This is a genomic window from Paractinoplanes atraurantiacus (assembly GCF_900215205.1).
Taxonomy (GTDB): Bacteria; Actinomycetota; Actinomycetes; order Mycobacteriales; family Micromonosporaceae; genus Actinoplanes; species Actinoplanes atraurantiacus.
In genome coordinates this window covers 1-17396 of sequence record NZ_OBDY01000060.1, presented here as the reverse complement: position 1 = coordinate 17396, position 17396 = coordinate 1, and the positions used below count along the sequence as shown (strand labels likewise).

General features: G+C 71.7%; 16 protein-coding genes. 7 read left to right on the top strand and 9 right to left on the bottom strand.

Features of this window, described 5'->3' with window-relative positions:
- Positions 1 to 144: 144 nt before the first annotated feature.
- The 3 genes from CRP55_RS53800 to CRP55_RS51010 form a co-directional block, all read right to left on the bottom strand.
- A complete protein-coding gene (locus CRP55_RS53800; RefSeq protein WP_179855724.1) occupies positions 145 to 522 on the bottom strand; it encodes a hypothetical protein in 378 nt (125 codons plus the stop codon).
- Between the two features lie 66 nt (positions 523 to 588).
- Positions 589 to 3534 (bottom strand): ABC transporter permease, encoded by a 2946-nt coding sequence (locus CRP55_RS51015; protein WP_097329362.1) that lies wholly within the window; start codon positions 3532 to 3534, stop codon positions 589 to 591.
- The gene (locus tag CRP55_RS51010; RefSeq protein ID WP_097329361.1) at positions 3531 to 6596 is read right to left on the bottom strand and encodes an ABC transporter permease family protein; all 3066 of its coding nucleotides are present in this window, start codon (positions 6594 to 6596) and stop codon (positions 3531 to 3533) included. Before CRP55_RS51010 ends, CRP55_RS51015 begins: the two co-directional genes overlap by 4 nt.
- A gap of 515 nt (positions 6597 to 7111) precedes the next feature.
- Between CRP55_RS51010 and CRP55_RS51005 the strand changes: the two genes are divergently transcribed.
- The 4 genes from CRP55_RS51005 (at position 7112) to CRP55_RS50990 (ending at position 9576) form a co-directional block, all read left to right on the top strand.
- On the top strand, positions 7112 to 7543 hold the full coding sequence (locus CRP55_RS51005; RefSeq protein WP_097329360.1) for a hypothetical protein: 432 nt from the start codon (positions 7112 to 7114) through the stop codon (positions 7541 to 7543).
- Positions 7544 to 7632: 89 nt separating this feature from the next.
- The gene (locus CRP55_RS51000; RefSeq protein ID WP_097329359.1) at positions 7633 to 8502 is read left to right on the top strand and encodes a TIGR03560 family F420-dependent LLM class oxidoreductase; all 870 of its coding nucleotides are present in this window, start codon (positions 7633 to 7635) and stop codon (positions 8500 to 8502) included.
- Positions 8503 to 8635: 133 nt separating this feature from the next.
- Positions 8636 to 8956: an ArsR/SmtB family transcription factor gene (locus CRP55_RS50995; RefSeq protein ID WP_097329358.1), complete on the top strand. Its 321-nt coding sequence runs from the start codon at positions 8636 to 8638 to the stop codon at positions 8954 to 8956.
- Positions 8956 to 9576 (top strand): cation efflux transmembrane domain-containing protein, encoded by a 621-nt coding sequence (locus CRP55_RS50990; RefSeq protein WP_097329357.1) that lies wholly within the window; start codon positions 8956 to 8958, stop codon positions 9574 to 9576. Before CRP55_RS50995 ends, CRP55_RS50990 begins: the two co-directional genes overlap by 1 nt.
- On the opposite strand, the gene CRP55_RS50985 is transcribed toward CRP55_RS50990, so the two are convergent.
- Positions 9527 to 10084 (bottom strand): DUF6518 family protein, encoded by a 558-nt coding sequence (locus CRP55_RS50985; RefSeq protein WP_097329356.1) that lies wholly within the window; start codon positions 10082 to 10084, stop codon positions 9527 to 9529. The two genes, CRP55_RS50990 and CRP55_RS50985, sit on opposite strands and share 50 nt — an antisense overlap.
- 107 nt (positions 10085 to 10191) lie before the next feature.
- On the opposite strand from CRP55_RS50985, the gene CRP55_RS50980 reads away from it, so the two are divergent.
- Positions 10192 to 11625, top strand: coding sequence for a gamma-aminobutyraldehyde dehydrogenase (locus CRP55_RS50980; RefSeq protein ID WP_097329355.1), 1434 nt, complete (start codon positions 10192 to 10194; stop codon positions 11623 to 11625).
- On the opposite strand, the gene CRP55_RS50975 is transcribed toward CRP55_RS50980, so the two are convergent.
- From CRP55_RS50975 to CRP55_RS50965, 4 genes are all read right to left on the bottom strand, one after another.
- Positions 11606 to 12343, bottom strand: coding sequence for a hypothetical protein (locus CRP55_RS50975; protein ID WP_245924028.1), 738 nt, complete (start codon positions 12341 to 12343; stop codon positions 11606 to 11608). The two genes, CRP55_RS50980 and CRP55_RS50975, sit on opposite strands and share 20 nt — an antisense overlap.
- 176 nt (positions 12344 to 12519) lie before the next feature.
- Positions 12520 to 12690 (bottom strand): hypothetical protein, encoded by a 171-nt coding sequence (locus CRP55_RS53795; RefSeq protein WP_179855723.1) that lies wholly within the window; start codon positions 12688 to 12690, stop codon positions 12520 to 12522.
- Between the two features lie 204 nt (positions 12691 to 12894).
- Complete coding sequence (locus CRP55_RS50970; protein WP_097329354.1) at positions 12895 to 14157, bottom strand: NAD(P)/FAD-dependent oxidoreductase; 1263 nt, start codon at positions 14155 to 14157, stop codon at positions 12895 to 12897.
- Positions 14154 to 14675, bottom strand: a complete 522-nt coding sequence (locus CRP55_RS50965) for an Lrp/AsnC family transcriptional regulator (protein WP_097329353.1) — start codon at positions 14673 to 14675, stop codon at positions 14154 to 14156. The genes CRP55_RS50970 and CRP55_RS50965 overlap by 4 nt, the downstream gene beginning before the upstream one ends.
- A gap of 94 nt (positions 14676 to 14769) precedes the next feature.
- Here CRP55_RS50965 and CRP55_RS50960 point away from each other — a divergent pair, with 94 nt between their 5' ends.
- Positions 14770 to 15942: a saccharopine dehydrogenase family protein gene (locus tag CRP55_RS50960; protein WP_097329352.1), complete on the top strand. Its 1173-nt coding sequence runs from the start codon at positions 14770 to 14772 to the stop codon at positions 15940 to 15942.
- A gap of 537 nt (positions 15943 to 16479) precedes the next feature.
- Here the strand turns inward: CRP55_RS50960 and CRP55_RS50955 are convergent.
- Complete coding sequence (locus CRP55_RS50955; RefSeq protein WP_097329351.1) at positions 16480 to 16992, bottom strand: SRPBCC family protein; 513 nt, start codon at positions 16990 to 16992, stop codon at positions 16480 to 16482.
- Positions 16993 to 17179: 187 nt separating this feature from the next.
- Here CRP55_RS50955 and CRP55_RS54245 point away from each other — a divergent pair.
- The coding region (locus CRP55_RS54245) for a hypothetical protein (RefSeq protein ID WP_218855228.1) at positions 17180 to 17396 on the top strand (217 nt) is incomplete at its 3' end.

Genomic DNA, 17396 nt, shown 5'->3' with positions numbered 1-17396 from the left:
GCCTTGCCCTGCCCCGCATCGCCCTCCGCCCTGCCCACGCCGGGTTTTTCGCCCCGTCCTGCTTCGCGCCGCCCGCCTAGCGCCGCCCTGCGCGCCCCCGCCCCGCCCCGCGCCGCCCTCCGCACTGACCCCGCGCCTCCTCCGCTAACCCACCTCGTCCCGCCGGCACCTCCCTCCACTGACCCCACTTTGTCCCGCCCAACCGCCCGCCCCGCCACCGGCGAACACGATCGTCACGAGCATGTTCCTGACGAACACGATCGTTTCCAGCAAGCTCGTCGCCGGTCGAACAAGTTCGTGACGAACGCGCTCGTCGCCGAGGAACAAGTTCCTGACGAACGCCGTCGTGACGAACGCGGTCGTGACGAACGCGGTCGTGACGAACGCGGTCGTGACGAACGCGGTCGTGACGAACGCGCTCGTGACGAACGCGCTCGTGACGAACGCGCTCGTGACGAACCCGCTCGTGACGAACGCGCTCGTGACGAACCCGCTCGTGACGAACGCGCTCCTTAGGAACACGTTCGTTCAGCCGCGCCGATCATGCGGAATCGGTGCGCACCGACAAGGCGCATGCGGGTGGAGTGGTTAGCGGATCTCGCGCAGCGTTCTTCGGCCGGCGGCCAATGCCACCGCGGCCAACACGGCGGCGGCCGCTATGCCCGTTGCCGTCAGGACCAACGGGTTCGGCCATGTGGGTAGCGGGACCTCGGGGCGGTTCAAGCCGGCCAACGGCAGCGCCCAACCCGTCAACCACCACCCCAGGGCGGCGATCGCCATGCCCGCCACGACCGCCACCGCTACCAGGACGGGGTAGGTCCACAACGTTGCCTGGCGCAGGGCCCGGCGGGTCAACCCCTGGGTGCGCAGCGCGGACAGATCCTCCACCCGGCGGGCGCGGTCCACCGACGCCGACAGGATCAGGGCGCCGGCGGCCAGGGCCGTGGCCAGGACGGCGACGATCACGTAGAACCACAGGGCGATCGCCGGGCCCTGGTTGTCCAGGCGGGCCCGGACCTGGGCCGTGCGCACGTCGCCGATCACCACCAGGCCCCGTGATTCCAGGCGGTCCACCACGTCGGCCGGGGCCCGGTCGTTGAGCCACACCTGGGCGCCGGCCGTCTGGGCGCCGTCGGTGGCCAGGCGGTCGGCGTAGTCGAGGTCCACCAGCACCGCGGGGGCGCCTCCGCCCGGGATGGCGTCCGCCCGCACGGCCACCTTCACCGGGACCTCCCGCGCGTCCAGACCGTTGATGCTCTTCAACGCGGTCACCCCGGCCGTCGCCACCGGCAGGGGCCACGGCGCGTCGGCGGGCTGGACGAACATGCCGTTGGCCAGGCCGTTCAGGGATGTTACGTCGATCTTCAGGCCGTCGGGGGACGCGGCCGCGGTGCCGCCTTCGGAGGCTCGCCAGTCCGGTGTCCTCAGCGAGTGGACCGTCAGCTTGCCGGCGATGTCGAGGGTGCCCTGGCCGCCGAACAGGCGCAGCGAGTTCAGGGTGCATCCGCCGGCGCAGGCGGGCACGGACTGGCTGTAGACGTGGCGGCCGTTGGTGACCACGCCGTACGGGATCACCTGGTCGTCGCCGCCCCCGGAGGGTGAGAGCACCGCGGTCAGGTCGACGGTCTTGCCGGTGGCGAAGCCGGACGCGGTGATGTCGAACGCCACCGTCGCACCCTTCAGCTCGACCGGCGGCGGGGCGGCGGGCCGTAGCGGGCCGACGTTCACCGCCGGGCCCAGCGCGACCAGGCCGAGCCGGGTGGTGTCGACGGCCAGGAGGGCCGGGCGGCCGGGGTCGGACGAAAGGCGGACGGCGGCCATCGCGTACGCACCGGAAGGGTCGGCCGCCCGGACCGCGTTCATCAGGTTCTGGCGGCCGGTGGCGGCGACGGTGAGGACCCGGGTGGCGCCGGTGCCGACTTCGGCCTCCAGCATGCGGCCGCGGGCGGCCACGTCGACGGCGGCCGAGGCGTAGCCGACCACCGCCACCGCGGCCGTCAGCAGGGCGAACAGCCGGGCCGCGCCGGGGCGCCGGGAGAGTTGGAAGCCGGCCAGGGCCGCGCCGAGCCGGCCCGCGCGCAGGGCCCGGCGGCCCAGGACCGTGGCCCACGGCAGGAGCAGGCGAGCGACGACCAGGGCGGCGGCGATGACGATGAGGGCGGCCGCGAAGGTGCCCACCCCGAGCAGGTCGGCCGACAGCTGGACCGTGGCCACCGCCGCGAGCAGGACGACGACGGCTTCGGCGGCCACGGCCCGCGCGCTGCCGCGGACGGCGGGGGCGCGGCGCAGCAGTTCGGCGACCGGAGTGGCGATCTGGCGTCGTTCGGCCAGCAGGACGGTGAGCACGGCGGCGCCGGCGGCCACCGGGGCCCAGCGCAGCGAGGCCAGGCCGGGGTCGGCGCCGACGCCGGGGAACCGCCACGCGGTGAACAGGGTGACCAGCAGCTGGCCGGCCAGGCAGCCGAGCAGGGCGCCGGCCACGATGGCGACGATGTTCTCGCCGGTGGCCAGCCACCAGCGCTGGCCCCAGCGGGCGCCGCGCAGGGCGACCACGGCCAGTTCGGGGCGGCGGCCCTCGGTGCCGTATCCGACGGCCAGGAAGATGGTCAAGCAGGCCAGCAGGACCAGGGCCACGGCCAGCACCGGCACGATGCGGTGGGCGGCGCGGCGACCCTCGTCGATGCGGGTGAGCAGGCCGGGCAGGCCGGACTTGAGCTCGACGCCGGCGCCGAAGTCGGTGACCGACGCCTGCAGCTGGGCCAGGCGGGTCTGCAGGGCCGGCAGGCGGTCGACGTTCAGGGCGCCGGGACCGGCGTACGCGTCAAGACTGGTTTGCATGGCGCCGTGGTCCATGGTGCGCAGGGAGGCGCTGGTGACGAAGGCGGGCTCGCCGGGGCGGTCGCCGGAGTCGCGGCCGAAGTAGCCGTGCGTGCCCCAGAACTCGTCGGCCGGGTCGGTGGCGCGGTAGAGGCCGGCGATCAGGAACTGCTTCGGCACGCCGGCCGGCACATAGTCGGGCAGGCGCGGGGACGGGCGTACGGCGAAGGTCAAGGTGATGGAATCGCCGGGTTTCAGGCCCAGCCGCCGGCCGGTCTCGGCGCCGAGGACGACGTCGCCCGAGGCGATGGCGCAGCGGCCGGCCGTCATCGTCAGGTGGGCGCAGGCGTCCTGCCGGTAGACGAAACGGGTGCGGTTGCGGTCGTCGGGCTCGATGCCGACCGTGGGGTATTCGGCCGAGTAGACGTACGCGAAGCCGGCCAGGCCGGTCAGGGCGGTGCCGGTGCGGGTCAGGTCGATGTCGGTCGGCTCGGAGCCGGGCGGGTCCCGGCGGTGGTCGAGCCGCAGGGTGGTCAGCTCGACCGCCCGTTCGGAGGGCAGCGACGTCGTGACCTGACCGGCGGCGACGGCCCGGTCGGCGGCGCGCAGATAGGCCGGCGCGGCGACCGCGGCGGCCACCCCGAACAGCGACAGCAGGGCGATGACCAGGGCTTGGCCGCGCCGGTTCCACACCATCGCGAGGACCAGGGAGATCATTTCAGGCCTCCCCGCAGGCGGCGCGCGGACAGCGCCGCGGTCACACCGAGAACGAGAAGACCAGCAAGACAGGCCAGGCTTAGGGGTACGGGTCCCAGCGCACCCGGCGGCGGTATGACCCGCCAGCCGTCGGCGAAGGGCGGCGCGGTCACGTCCGCGACCGGGCGGGCCACCAGCGCCGCCGCGAGACCGCCGGCCAGGGCGGCGACGACGAGCGCGGCCTGACCGGCGTACCCGGTGGCCAGGGCGGTGGCCCGCGACAGGCCCTGTGCGCGCAGGGCTCGCAGCTGCTCGAGCTGGGTCTCGCGCTCGACGGACGAGGCGATCGCCACCAGGGTGCCCGCCACGAACAGCGCGATGACCACGGTGACCAGGCCGAAGGGCGCGGTGACGACCCGGCCCTGCCCGGCCAGCTGCTCGGCCCGGCCGGCGGCGGTGCGGTCGGACAGCACGGGCAACCCGATCGCGTCGACCACGGCGGCGGGGGCGTCGCCGGTGAGCCAGACCTGGAAGGTGCCGCCCTGGTCGCCGGCCCCGGCCAGGCGGCGGGCGGCGTCGAGGTCGGTGAGCACCCCGGTCCGGCCGAGAACGGGCAGCACACCGGTGGTGGCGACGACCCGGACCGGGGTGGCCGGGTCGCCGAAGCGGTCGAGGGTGGAGTCGTCGAACTGCCAGTTGTCGGGGCGTGGCCCGGCCAGCACGATCGGCAGCGGCAGCGGGGTGTCCACGGCGTACACGGAGGTGCCGGCACCGGCGTCGGCGCCGACCGAGAGCCGCAGCCCGTCGCCGGTGGTGGCCACCCGCAGCGCGGCGCCGGTGAAGTCGGGGCGCCAGCGGCTGACGTCGGCCAACTGGGCGCCGCTGAGCACCTCGCCGGCCGGGGTGGAGACGCCGCGCAGGGTGAGCGCGCCGTCGTCGGAGCCGGCCGGCGTGTAGAGCTGGAAGCTGACCAGCCGGCAGCCGGGCGCGATCGCGCAGCGCGGCACCGAGGCGGTCACGCTCTGCGAGCCCCGGCGGATGCCCCGGAACTCGACCTGGACGCCCTCCCCCGTCGCTTCTTGTTGAAGCACCGCCCCGAGCAGAGTGGTCGTCCGCCGCTCGCTGTCCACCCGCACGGTCACCCGCCCACCGGTCACCAGCGGAAAGGCACCCGCCATATCGGGAATATCCGATTTGCGCATGGAGGGCGAGGCGGCGGGTGCGGAGGAAGAGGCGGAGGTAGGCGCAGAAGCGGAGGCAGAGGCAGGCGCGGAGGCGGTAACGGGCGCGGAGGCAATGGGCGTAGGCGCGGCGGCGGATGCTGCGGCGGTGACGGCTGCGGAGACCGTGGGGGGCATGTCGGCGGCGACGGTGGCGAAGCGTGACGAGTCGACGGCCAGCACGGGTGGCGCGCTCGCGGTGTCGAGCACGGCGGCCATCGCGTAGCGCCCTGAGGGATCGGCCTGACGTACGGCGTACAAAAGCTGGGTCCTCGTCTGTGCCGTGACCGTCAGCACCCGGGCCGCGCCGAGCTCCGCCGCCGCCCGGTCCGCCCGGGACGTCCGCCCGGCCGCGAAGACGCCGCCGGTCAGCGCGACCATCGCGATCGCCACCACCGCCAGCGCGAACACCCGGTCGACGCCCGGCTGGCGCGACATCTGCACCGCCGTCAGCCCGAGGCGGATCCGGCCCGCCCGCAACGCCACCGCGCCCACCCGGTCGGCGATCCACCGCAGCAGCCGCGCCAGCAGCAGGCCCACCGCGAGCGCCACCATCACCGGCGCCACCACCCCGAAGCCCGTCCCACCGGTCCGCGCCTGGTAGACCGCCCCCGCCGCCAGCGCGACCAGCGCCACGTCGACCACCCCGGACCGCCAGTCGTGCCGGTGCGCCGGCACCCGGCGCAGCAGCACCACCACCGGCGCCCGGGCCGCGATCGCGTCCATCCCGACCAGCACCGCCAGCCCGGCCAGCGTCACCACCAGCACCGCGCCCAGCGACAGCACCGCCGCGATCCACAGCTCGACCGGCACCGGCCAGCCGCCGGCGAACGGCCACGCCACCAGCGGCCCGGCCAGCCAGCCGATCAGCGCCCCGCCGGCCAGCGGCACCACATGCTGGGCGGCCGACAGGCGCAGGATGCCCCCGTACGTCGTGCCGCGCAGCTTGAGCAGCCCGGCGTCGGAGCGCCGGTCGCGCCCGGTGAAGCGCCCCGCCAGCCCGATCGCGAACCAGGCCAGCAGCAGCGTCTGCCCTACCGCGATCAGCACGCCCTGCGCCACCGCCAGCCGCGATTCGCGCACCTGGTCGACCAGCTCGCCGGCCACCGTGTCCAGGTCGAGCTGGGCCGCCGCGAACCGGGGCCGGGCCGCGTTGATCAGGCCGTTGAGGTCGTAGCCGCCGTCGCCGCGCAGCAGCGGCTCGGGCACTTCGACCGCCCAGGCCAGGGTGGCGCCGCTCAGCTGCGGGGCCCGGAAGGTGTCGCGCGGGGTGAAGAACGGGTCGAGCGAGCCCCGCGACCGGAACAGCTCGTCCGCCCAGTACGGGCCGTTGGGGTCGGCGATCTGGTAGACGCCGGTGACCCGGAACCGCACCGGCTCGGTGGAGGCGACCGCCCTCGCCTGGAACGTGGAGCCCGGCTTCAGCTTGAGTTTGCGGGCGGCGTCCGCGCTGACCGCCACGTCGTTGGCCGCGGCCGGGCAGGCGCCGGTGAGCCGCACGTGGGCGCAGAACCCGTCGCGGTAGGCGGCCGGCATGCCCGAGGCCGAGCCCGGCTGGTCGGGGTAGATGTACGTCATGTCGGCGGCCAGCCCGAGCACCGGCTCCGCCGACGGCAGCCGCAGCAGGTCGTCCACCTTGGCCGCGAACGGGTCGAGCGCACCGGCCTCGCCCCGGCCGTGGGCGATGATGACGTGCTGGATCGCGGGCGCGTTGCGCACATCGGTGCTGGCCGCCCGTGACGCCACGGTCAGCCCGTACCAGGCCGCGGCCGACGCCGCCGTGGCCGCGAGCGCCGCCAGGAGCAGCACGAGCAGAGCCTGGCCGGAGCGCCGGCGCACGGCGCCCAAGCTCACGAAGTACATCCGCTCCCCCGTAGAAACGAAATCCTCAGACACTCTCGTCCGGCCGATAGGCTAAGCCAACCCTCGATGCCAACCCGTTACCCGTAGGCCGCTGACGTCCCGCCGGACTTGACAGGCCTGGAATGCTAGCTTCATGCCTAGATGGCGCGACGCTAGTACCGGTCCGGTCGTGCACCGCACCGCCCGGATCGGGCTACGTCTGACCCGCGCCCAGCGGCAGCGCTGTTTCGGGCTGCTGCGCTCAGCCGGCGACGTGTGGTCGTGCGTGCTGGAGCTCAACGGGTGGCGGCGCCGCCGCGCTGACGCCCCTACCGTCGGCTACCACGAGTTGTGCCGTTTGCTCGCCCAGTCCGGCCCCGGCACCTTCGGCGATCTCGACAGCAACGGAGCCCGTTCCGTATTGCGCCGGTACTCCGACGCTTGGTTCTCCGCGGCCGCTCGCCGCAAAGCGGGTGCCCTTGACGTGCGGTTTCCTCGCCGACGACGTTTTCTGATGTCGATCCACCGACGGCCGATTGTGGATCGATGTCACCGCCGAACTCCCGGTCACCACCTACCTGGCCGGCGGGCAGCCTGACCGCGCCCGGGTCGCAGGGGTGGACTGCGGGATCATCCACCCGTTCGCCGTAGCCACGCGCGACGGCCAGGCCCTGCTGGTCTCCGGCCGGGCGATCCGCGCCGAACACCGCCTACACCTGGCCGACACCAAAGCCCGCAACCGAGCCACCGCCGCCCGCGCACCCAGCAAAGGCCAGCGCGGATCACGGCGCTGGCGCAAGACCCGCCGCCGGGCCCGGCTGATCGAAGGCCGACACCGGCGCCGGGTCGAGCCGGGCGACACCTGCCCGGTGTCCGCACGGCACGGCGTGACCCCCGCCGCCGCCCACGAGCGGCGACGACGAGAGGGTCAGTTGGCCGGCAGAGGCCCGCCTCACCCGGAACGGTGAGGAGTCGCTCGTCCAAAACCATGGGCGAGGATCCATAACGCCACCCAACCACGGTGAACGTTAGTGGACACTGCACTAGGGTCATTTTCATGAGCGTGAGTTTCGGGGTTTTCGTGCCGCAGGGCTGGAAGATGGACCTGGTCGAGATCGCCGACCCGGAGGAGCAGTACGAGGCGATGACCGCTGTCGCCCGGGTCGCCGACGCCGGGCCGTGGGACTCGATCTGGCTCTACGACCACTTCCACACCTGGCCCGAGCCGTCCATGAACACCACCTTCGAGTGCTGGACCGCCACGTCGACGCTGGCCCGCGACACCAGCCGGGTCAACATCGGGCAGATGGTCGGCTGCAACGGCTACCGGCAGCCCTCGCTCTACGCCAAGATCGCCTCGACCGTCGATGTGGCCAGCAAGGGCCGCCTCTACGCGGGTCTGGGCGCCGGCTGGTACGAGGACGAGTGGAAGGCCTACGGCTATCGGTGGGAGGACGTGCCGACCCGGATGGCCGAGTTCCGCGAGGCGGTCGAGGTCATCACCAAGATGTGGACCGAGGACCGCCCGGTCTACCAGGGCAAGCACTACTCGATCGACGGCCCGATCAACCAGCCGCGGCGCAAGCCTTCGTTCTGGCTGGGCGGCGGCGGCGAGAAGGTCACGCTGAAGCTGGTGGCGCAATATGCCGACGGCTGCAACGTCGGCGGCGGCGATCCCGCGCTCGTCAAGCACAAGCTGGGCGTCCTGCGCGCGCACTGCGACCGCCTGGGCCGCGATTACGACCGCATCCGCAAGTCGACGACGATCGAGCTCGACCTCAACCAGTCCACCAAGGACACGATCGCCCACGTCGAGCGCTTGGCCGACGCCGGCGCTGACTACGTCCTCTTCTACATCCCCCGCGTCGCCTACGACCACAGCCACCTGCTGCGTCTGGCCGAGGAGGTCGTCCCGCAGTTCTCTTGAACCTTCAGAGGTACGCCTTCTCGAAGGCACCGGACTAATAGGCGGCCTGGTCGCCGGGTCACGGCCGTTGCGCCTCTTTCGCGCGGGGCGCGGGGCTTGAAGACAGTACAGCGCACGCTGTACTGTCGGCCCCGTGGAGACGGTGACCCACGGCCAGGCCCTGTCCCGGTTCGGCCACGCCCTGTCCGACCCCACGCGCGCCCGCCTGCTGCTCGCGCTGCGCGAGGCGCCCGGCTACCCGGCCGACCTGGCCGAGCTGCTCGGCGTCACCCGGCAGAACCTCTCCAACCACCTCGCCTGCCTGCGCGGCTGCGGCCTCGTCGTGGCCGTCCCCGAGGGCCGCCGGGTCCGCTACGAGCTGGCCGACCCGCGGCTCACCCACGCGCTGACCGACCTGCTCGGCCTGGTGCTGGCCGTCGATCCCGCGATCTGCCCCGGCGAGGACTGCTGCTGATGGAGATCTCGCTGATCACCCCGGGCCGGCAGGCCACCCTGACCCGGCGGATCCGGCTGCTGGTCGCGGCCACCATCGCGTTCAACGTCGTCGAGGCCGTCGTGGCCATCAGCGCCGGGGCGGCCGCCGGCTCCACCGCGCTGATCGGCTTCGGGCTCGACTCGGTCATCGAGGTGTCCTCCGCCGCCGCGGTCGCGTGGCAGTTCAGCGGCCGCGACCCGCAGGCCCGCGAAAAGGCCGCCCTGCGGGTCATCGCCGTCTCGTTCTTCGCGCTCGCCGCCTACGTGACCGCCGAGTCGGCCCGCGCGCTGATCACCGGGCACGAGGCCGGCCACTCGACCGCCGGCATCGTGCTGGCCGCGGTGTCCCTCGCCGTCATGCCCGGCCTGTCCTGCGCGCAGCGCCGGGCCGGCCGCGAACTCGGCTCCCGCACCGCGGTCGCCGACTCGAAGCAGACACTGCTGTGTACGTACCTCTCAGCAGTCCTGCTCGTCGGTCTTGTCCTCAACGCGACCCTCGGCTGGCACTGGGCCGATCCGGTCGCCGCCCTGGTCATCGCCGCCGTGGCCGTCAGGGAAGGCCGCGAGGCGTGGCGCGGCGACGCCTGCGCATGCTGCTGAGGACGAGCACCCCGGCGACGAGCTCGACCAAGTAGGGAACCGGCTCCAGCGTCCAGTGGATCACCGACCGCCACCCCGGCACGACCCGCGCCGACACGATCACGATCGGCTCCAGCACGAGCAGCACCCCGGTGACCGGCAGCAGCGCCCGCCGCCCCAGCCAGGCACCCAGCGCGCCCATCACCGGACCACTGAGCAGCCCCGACCAGATCCACCGCCGGTTGAGCCGCAACACGTGCAGCAGATGCTCGCGCATGTCCGGCATCTGATCGTCCAAGGTCAGCGTCACCACCACGTAGAACCCGAGCAGCGCCACCAGCGTCGACACCAGCCCGATCACCGCACCGCGGGGCACCGACCGCGCGAACATCCCCGGGACGAACGCCACCAGCAGCCACGGCGTGCTGAGGTTGCCGACGGTGTCGCGCACCCCACCGCCGTCGCCCTTGATCAGCGCCGCGGCCATCCCGAACACCAGCGCCGCCGCGAGCACCTTGATCTTGAGCACCGCCCACCCTAACCCCGCACGGAACGAGTCGCCCGACCCTCTTGTCAGCAACGGAATCAGTGGGAAGATGGCACCCAAACAGTGGAGATCCTGCGTCTGGAGACCGTGTGACCGCCAAGACCGTGCTGCACAACTTCATCGGCGGCGAGTCGGCCGCGCCGGCCGAGGGCCGATACGAAGACCTCATCGATCCCGCCACCGGCGAGGTGTTCGCGTCCGCCCCCGTCTCCGGCCGGCCCGACGTCGACCGGGCCATGGAGGCCGCCGCCAAGGCCTTCGAGACCTGGCGTGACACCACACCCGGCGAGCGCCAGCGGGCCCTGCTCAGGTTCGCCGACGCCGTCGAGGAGCGCGCGGACGACCTGGTCAAGGCCGAGTCGCAGAACACGGGCAAGCCGCTGGGCCTGACCGCCAGCGAGGAACTGCCCCCGGCGGTCGACCAGCTCCGCTTCTTCGCCGGCGCCGCCCGCCTGCTCGAGGGCCGCTCGGCCGGGCAATACCTCAACGGCTACGAGAGCTACGTGCGCCGCGAGCCGATCGGCGTCGTCGCCCAGGTCACGCCGTGGAACTACCCGCTCATGATGGCCGTCTGGAAGATCGCCCCCGCGCTCGCCGCCGGCAACACGGTCGTGCTCAAGCCGTCCGACACGACCCCGCTGACCACCGTCATGCTGGCCGAGATCGCCGCCGAGTTCCTGCCCGCCGGCGCCTTCAACGTGGTCGTCGGCGACCGCGACACCGGCCGCGAGCTGGTCAGCCACAAGACCCCGCAGATGGTTTCGATCACCGGTTCGGTCCGGGCCGGCATGGAGGTCGCCTCGGCCGCGTCGGCCGACCTCAAGCGCACCCACCTCGAGCTGGGCGGCAAGGCTCCCGTCGTGGTCTTCGACGACGCCGACGTCGAGGCGGCCGCGGCCGCCATCGCCGAGGCCGGATATTTCAACGCCGGCCAGGACTGCACCGCCGCCACCCGCGTGCTGGCCGGCCCGCGGATCCACAGCGACTTCGTGGCCGCCCTGGCCGAGGCGGCCAAGGGCACCAAGACCGGCGCCGCCGACGACGAGGACGTGCTCTACGGCCCGCTCAACAACGCCCGCCAGTTCGACCGGGTCTCCGGTTTCGTCGACCGCCTGCCCGACCACGCGGTCCTGAGCGCCGGCGGCGCCCGCGTCGGCGACCGCGGCTACTTCTACTCCCCCACTGTCGTCTCCGGCCTGCGCCAGACCGACGAGATCATCCAGGACGAGGTCTTCGGCCCGGTCATCACGGTCCAGCAGTTCACCGACGAGGACGAGGCGGTCCGCTGGGCCAACGGCGTCGAGTACGGCTTGGCCTCCTCCGTCTGGACCAAAGACCACGGCCGCGCCATGCGCATGACCCAGCGCCTCGACTTCGGCTGCGTCTGGGTCAACTGTCACATCCCGCTGGTCGCCGAGATGCCCCACGGCGGCTTCAAACACAGCGGCCACGGCAAGGACCTGTCGGTCTACGGCCTCGAGGACTACACCCGCCTCAAGCACGTCATGCACAGCCTGGGCTGAGTCCCGCTATCGCGGAAGGGCCCGGACCGTTCTCCGGTCCGGGCCCTTCATCTTCGAGCGGGTAGCCGATCGCGGCCACCTGCGCCCGGACCGCGGCGAGGCTCGACTCCGGGTTCAGCGCCCGAACCACGTCGTTGCTCAGCGGCCGCAGCGCCGCGACGTGCGCCACCGCGTCCCGGTCGATCTCGGCCTCGTGGTAGCCACCGGCGAAGTCGACGTACTCGTCGACGATGTCGCCGCACAGGATGCCGAGCCGGTCGGTGCCGTCCGGGCTGATGTCGTAGGGGCCACGCGACGGCGGAAACGTGATGCCGGCGCCGGCGTGCCAGCGTTCGTCGGCGGCCCGCCGCCACAGCACCGCCGTCGCGTTCAGGACGCCGCCGTCACAGAACGCCGGCTCGGTGACATACCCGGCGAACTCCGGCGGAAGCCCGTCCAAAAGTCCCGGCCAGAGCGTCGCTTCGTCACTGGCGGCATACGGCGACATCGCGGACTCGTGGTCGAACAGCCGAATGAACACACCCGCCTCGGCAAAGCCGATGGTGTACTCGTCGCCGCCGCCGTTGCTCATCAGCGCCGCTTCGCCGTCACCCCAGGCGGTGTAGCTGTAGTACTCGTACCCGGTGCCCTGAATCAACTCCAGCACGGCCAGGGCCCGGCACCGCTCACGCAGCACCGAAATCGAGGGCAGCCGCCCGGCAATGTCATAGACGTTCACCGGACGACCTTGCCATTCGCCGATGCGCCGCCGCCGCGCCGCCCCGCCTCACCGCGGTCGACGCCGGCCTTTTCCCCTCCGAGGACCGCCCGGCGGAGGTTGCCGCTGCTCGGCCTTCGTGACCGCGGGCGGCGGACCTCCGGTCTTGGCCACCATATTGATGTCAAGGCGCGGATTCATCGCGCCGGGCTCGAGGTCGTCCACCGTGTGGATAACCGATTCGGTCGGCCGACAGCCACGGAATGCCACGACATCTTGTTGCCGAAGATCCGATAGCCGAGATCGGCCAGTAGTTGCTCAAGGATCTGGAGCCGCTCCGCCGCCGAGGCGGGCTCGGTGGTCTCCACCGACTGAGGGTCGGCCACTTACGGTAGCGCGTGTTGACCCTGGCATCCCCGCCCTCGTACCGCACTCAAAGCATGGAGGAGATCGTTGCGGCTGCGCAGCACGCACGTCGCCCGCTCGAGCACCTTGATCAGCTGCCGGGCTGGAGGCACACCTCGACCGCGCCCGACGATTCGGCGATCGCCCCCATCGACTGCCACCTCTGCTCAGCGGGCCTTCTCCAGCGAATCTCGCAGGTTTGTCGCTCGCAGGGCCGCGTTGATACCCAGCCAGCGCAGTGGCTCGGGCTCCCAGCGGCGGGAGCGGTGGCCCACCCACGGCAGTGAGGTCAGCTCGGTTTCCGCGCCCCGGATCAGGTCGGCCAGGGTGCGGCCGGCCAGGTTGGCCGCGGCGACGCCGTCGCCCACGTAGCCGCCGGCCCAGGCGATGCCGTCGGACAGGCCCACCGAGGGCATCCAGTCGCGGGGGATGCCGAGCGGGCCGCCCCAGCGGGCGGCGATCTCCGGGCGGATGCCGAACATCTGCTCCAGGGTGTCGCGCAGCGAGTCGAAGACGGCCGGGACCTGGTCGTAGCCGGGCTCGATCCGCGAGCCGAAGTGGTACGGGGCGCCGCGGCCGCCGAAGGCGAGCCGGTCGTCGGCCGTCCGCTGGCCGTAGATGATCATGTGGCGCTCGTCGGTGAAAGTCTCGCGGCGGGCCAGGCCGACCCGGTCCCAGAACGACGACGGCAGTGGCTCGGTGGCGATCATCAGGCTGTAGACGGGTGCCAGCGTGCGCCGGTAGCCGTCGAGCTGGGCGGTGTAGCCCTCCAGGGCCCGCACGACCGTGCCGGCGGTGACGGTGCCGTGGTCGGTGACGACGCGGCCGCGGCCTATGCCCCGTACCCTCGTGCCCTCGAAGATTTTGACCCCGCGCTTCTCGACCGCCTCGGCCAGGCCGCGGACCAGCCGGGCCGGGTGAAGGGCGGCGCAGTCGGGGCTGTAGACGCCGCCGAGCACACCGGTGGCGTTGCAGATGGCGCGGGCCTCGTCCGCCTCGATGAACCCGGGAGCGTTGCGGGCCCGGCGGAGCTGCGCGGGAGACCGTACAAGCGAAATGGTCCCGCCTTTGGCGTAGTGGCAGTCGATGCCCTCGGCCGCGGCGGCCCGGCCGACCTCATCCACCGCACCGGCCAATGCAGAATGCATTGCCGCCGCCTGAGCGGGCCCGTGCCGGCGGGCCAGCTTGGCCTCCGAGACCGGGAACAAGCCCGACGCCCAGCCGCCGTTGCGCCCGGAGGCGCCGAAGCCGCAGTAGCGCGACTCCAGCACCACGATGGACAGCTCCGGCGCGGCCTGGGACAGGTAGTACGCCGTCCACAGGCCGGTGTATCCGCCGCCCACGATCGCCACGTCGGCTTCGCTGTTCCCCGGCAGGGCCGGGCGTTCGGTGATCGGGCCGAGGGTGGACAACCAGAAGGACGGCGTCATCGAGTTCCCCACGCGTAGGTCTGTTTGGCGAGCTTGAGGTACATGAACGTCTCGCAGACGGCGACGCCCTTGATCGTGCGGACCTTCTCGTTGAGAAGGTCGAGCAGGTGCTCGTCGTCCGTACAGACCAGTTCGACCAGCAGGTCGAAGCCCCCGGCGCAGATCACCACGTAGTCGACCTCGGGGATCGCCGCGATCTCGTCGGCGATGGCCCGCAGATCGCCGTTGACCTTCAGCCCGACCATGGCCTGCCGGGCGAAGCCCAGCGTCAGCGGGTCGGTCACCGCCACGATCTGCATCAGGCCGCCGTCGAGCAGGCGCTGCACCCGCTGGCGTACGGCCGCCTCGGACAGCCCTATGGTCTTGGCCAGCGTCGCGTACGACATCCGCCCGTCGCGCTGAAGGTGCTCGATGATCTGCTTGTTGATCTCGTCAAGTGCCACGTCCGCCGTCACGCCGCGATTCTTCCCGCCGGCAGCGGGCGGGGCAATCGCCCGGATGGGCTCGGCGTTCGGCATACCTGCGTTTATCGCAGAGTTGATCGCTCTTGACAAGCTTTTCCCGCGCGAAGAGGCTCTGACGACACGGTTTCAGTGATCGGAAGGGTTCTTCATGCGCATCCTGACCGTCGGCGCCGGGGGTGTCGGCTCGGCCGCCGCCGGCATCGCCGCCCGCCGCTCCTTCTACGACCTGTTCGTCATCGCCGACTACTCCCTGGACCGAGCACAGTCCTGCTTATTCGATGATCGTTTCGTGGCGGCCCAGGTCGACGCCTCTTCTTCCGACGCGGTCGCTTCCCTGTGCCGCGAGCACGGCATCACCCATGTGCTCAACGCCGTGGATCCGCGTTTCGTCATGCCCGTCTTCCAGGGCGCCGGCGAGGCCGGCGCCGACTATCTCGACATGGCCATGTCGCTGAGCAGCCGGGACGGCGTCAAACTCGGCGACGAGCAGTTCGCCGAAGCCCCGGAGTGGGAGGAGGCCGGCCGGCTCGCCCTGGTCGGCATCGGCGTCGAGCCCGGCCTGTCCGACATCTTCGCCCGCTATGCCGCCGACCACCTGTTCTCCCGGATCGACGAGATCGGCGTGCGCGACGGCTCCAACCTGGTCGTGGACGGCTACGACTTCGCCCCTTCGTTCTCCATCTGGACGACCATCGAGGAGTGCCTGAACCCGCCCGTCGTCTACGAACGGGACCGCGGCTGGTACACCCTAAAGCCGTTCAGCGAGCCCGAGATTTTCGACTTCCCCGGCGGCATCGGCCCGGTCGAGTGCGTCCACGTCGAACACGAGGAGGTGCTGCTCATCCCGCGCTGGGTCGAGGCCGGCAAGGTCACCTTCAAGTACGGCCTGGGCCGCGAGTTCATCGACGTCCTCAAAACCCTCCACAAGCTGGGCCTCGACCGCACCACCCCGGTCAGCGTCGGCGGCACGTCCGTCTCACCACGCGACGTCGTGGCCGCTGTCCTCCCCGACCCCGCCACCCTCGGCAACCGCATGACCGGCGTGACCTGCGCCGGCACGTGGGTCCGCGGCCTCGGCCCGACCGGCGAACCGCGCGAGGTCTACTTGCATCACCTGGTCGACAACGAGTGGTCGATGCGCGAATACGGCTCCCAGGCCGTCGTCTGGCAGACCGCCGTCAACCCGGTCATAGCCTTGGAGCTCCTGGCCGCCGGCACCTGGGCCGGCAAGGGCGTCCTGGGCCCCGAGGCCTTCGACCCTATCCCCTTCCTCGACAAGCTCGTCGAATACGGAAGCCCTTGGGCAATTCGGGAGCAATAACTTCAGACGTACGACTCCACGAGAAGCCCCGGGAAGCTACAGGCGACCGGGGCTCTTGGTCACGGCCGTTGCGCCGCTTTCGCGCGGGGCGCGGGGTAACCCCCGAATAGCCCCGATGGGCATAGAGCACCGGCCGCTCACTGTCAGGCCCGCGCAGACTTTTCGGCCCGGAGCCGACCACACCGCAGACCTGATTCCAGCAACGCGAGCGTGACCTGAGCATGGCAGGCTCGCCGCCCGCCTGTCGTTCCGCCGTACCGCGAGACTGCGAAAGCAGCCCGGGCCCCACTCCACCGCGGCCCCCACGCACCCCGGCACCACCCAGTCGTGACTGTTCAGGCAGGCGGATATCCGATCGTGCGACCGCACCTCGGCAGGAGCGTGCGGCGGGCCGCTACCGACGACTCTCACTACGCATGGAGGATCACCGCTGGCCGCGACACTCGGTCGGCGGCGTAAGCGGGCAAGGCCTTCCGTCGTCTGTTCGCGCCGGCACGCCGCCTCCTGTGCGACCTGCCGCCCGGTGCCTGCGGGGTCCTACCGGCTGGCCGGCCCGGTACTGTCCTCCAGTGCCTGCCTTGCCGCCGCCAAGACGACCGGGTCGGTGCAGCCGCGTGCATAGGCGCGGATCCGTCGGTCGATGTCGTGACCGAGCAGCCTGCGACCGAGGCGCTCGGCTACGGGACGCAGGAGTGCAGGCCGGCACCGGAAGCTGTACCGCCACGTCGCGACGGTGTGGCCCGGAGTTCCCTCGGCAGCGGTGAAGCGCCACCCTCCGGCGAACATCTCGAAGAACCAAGGGCCGCGAAGCATCTTCATGCCGACGTTGCTCGGTGGCGCATACGACACGTACTGACTGATCATGGTCAGGCCATGGCGCGACCTGGTGAATGTCCGTACACCTTTGCCGGGCCTGGCGGCGCCGTCGAGCAACCGCTGTTCGCGTACGAAAGGATCCCACCGATACCGTAGCGGTGCGGTCGTCTGTGACACCGCGAACGCCACATCCGGCGGCACCGGCACCACGACTACGGCTTCGACGACTGGCATGCGCCCATGATCCATCACACGGCCCTCCCGCGCATCCGCGAATGGACCCCGCCCACGGAAAGCCGGCGCGCTGGTGGATCTACGCGCGCGGACAGCGGCATGAGAATTCAGGCCTGTCTGATGGCCCACGCGAATGTGGCACGTTTTCTCTCTTACCGCTCCGGCTGGGCTCGCGGGAGAATAACTCATGCGCCAGATACGGGGTCAGATTCAGTTGTTCAGCCAGACGCAAATATCTCCATGGCGCGATCCCACCCGGCGCCGCAACTACTCCGCCGGCGAAGAAGAATTCCGCCGCGATCACCACGAGCGCCGGCAATACGGATTGATACAACGACACACCCGAAAATGGCGCAGCCTGCACGGCGACACCCCGATGCCACCCTTGGCCCCACCTCGCCCCT